A 2,030-nucleotide genomic window follows, 5' to 3' on the forward strand; every position below is an offset into this window, starting at 1 on the left:
CGAACTCCACCAGGACCTCGTCGGCGGCGACGGGGTCTCCGGCCTTGGCGTTGACGGCCTTGACGGTGCCGTCGCGCTCGGCGCGGATGATGTTCTGCATCTTCATGGCCTCCAGCACGCAGACCACCTCGCCCTCGCGGACCTGCTGGCCCAGGGCCACGTCCATGCTGACCACCAGGCCGGGCATGGGCGAGAGCACCAGGCGCGAGGTGTCGGCGGCCTGCTTGTGGGGCAGCTTGTCGTGCAGCTCGGCCGAACGCGGGGTCAGGACCAGCACCCGGGCCTTGGCGGCGCGGTGGCGGATGACGAAGCCCTCGGCGGCCGGGGTCACCTGGACGGTGAAGGCCTGGCCGTCGAGCTTGCCCTTGAACACCGGCTTGCCGGGCCGCCAGTCGACCGTCTCCAGGAGCAGGGTGCGGCCTTCGTCGGGGAGGGCGATGCTCAGCTGCGGGTCCTGGCCGGCCAGCGCCACCCGGCGCTTGGCCGGGCCGACGGCGACGATCCATTCGGCGCGGACGGGATTGCTGAGCCCCGCCGCGGTCGAGCGGGCCCGGGCGGCGTAGACCCGTTGCATGGCCGCCCCGACCGCGGTCAGGATGTCGACCTGGGCGGGGGTCGGCTCCAGGCCTTTGAAGCCGTCGGGGAACTCGTCCTTGATGTAGTTGGTCGAGATCGCCCCCGAGCGGAAGCGGTCCTGGTCCATCACCGCGGCCAGGAACGGGATGTTGTGCCCCAGGCCCTCGATGTGGAAGTCCTCCAGGGCCCGGCCCATGGCGTCGACGGCCGCCAGGCGGGTGGGGGCCCAGGCGCAGAGCTTGGAGATCATCGGGTCGTAGTACATCGAGATCTCGTCGCCCTCGCGCACCCCGGCGTCATTGCGCACGATCGCCTCGCTTGGCGCCTCGCCCGTCCCAGCCTGCGGCCCCGCATCTTGGGACCCCTCTGGCGGCGGGGCGTAGCGGGCCAGCCGGCCGATGCTGGGCAGGAACTTGCGGTAGGGGTCCTCGGCGTAGATCCGGCTCTCCACCGCCCAGCCGTGGATCGACAGGTCCTCCTGCGCGAAGGCCAGTTTCTCGCCCCAGGCGCTGCGGATCATCTGCTCGACCAGGTCCAGGCCGGTGATCAGCTCGGTGACCGGGTGCTCGACCTGCAGGCGGGTGTTCATCTCCAGGAAGTAGAAGCTCTTGTCCTGGCCGGCCACGAACTCCACCGTGCCGGCGCTGTCATAGTTCACCGCTTTGGCCAAGGCGACGGCCTGGGCCCCCATGGCCGCCCGGGTCTCAGCATCGAGCAGCGGGCTGGGCGCCTCCTCGATGACCTTCTGGTTGCGGCGCTGGATCGAGCATTCGCGCTCGAACAGGTGGACGACATGGCCGTGCTTGTCGCCCAGCACCTGGATCTCGATGTGGCGCGGGCTCTGGATGAACTTCTCGATGAAGATGCGGTCGTCGCCGAAGCTGGCCTTGGCCTCGGCCCGCACGGCCGGGAAGCCCTCCTCGACGTCCTGGCGGCTCCAGGCCACCCGGATGCCCTTGCCGCCGCCGCCGGCGCTGGCCTTGATCATCACCGGATAGCCGATCTGCTCGGCGATGGTCACCGCATGGGCCGCGTCGGCGATCTCGCCGATATGGCCGGGCACGCACGACACCCCGGCCGCTTGCGCGAACTTCTTGCTCTCGATCTTGTCGCCCATCGCCGAGATCGCCCCCGGATTGGGGCCGATGAACACGATCCCCTCGTCGGCGCAGCGCTGGGCGAAGCCGGCGTTCTCCGACAGGAAGCCAAAGCCCGGATGCACGGCCTGGGCCCCGGTCTGCTTGCAGGCGGCGATGATCTTGTCGGCGACCAGGTAGGACTGATTGGCCGGCGAGGGACCGATATGCACCGTCTCGTCGGCCATCTCCACGGCCAGGCTGTCGGCGTCGGCGTCCGAATAGACCACCGCCGTTCGAATACCCAGCCGACGGCAGGTCTTGATCACCCGCACCGCGATCTCGCCACGGTTGGCGATCAGGAGTTTGCTGAACATC

The 2,030-nt window shown here is 69.6% G+C and carries 1 protein-coding gene; it reads right to left on the bottom strand.

Annotated features, from left to right (window positions below):
• A partial coding sequence (locus ACIPQB_RS26055; protein WP_446488152.1) for an ATP-binding protein occupies window positions 1-2,029 on the bottom strand: 2,029 nt, incomplete at its 3' end.
• Window position 2,030 lies beyond the last annotated feature (1 nt).

The sequence above is a fragment of the Caulobacter sp. LARHSG274 genome (assembly GCF_052871235.1).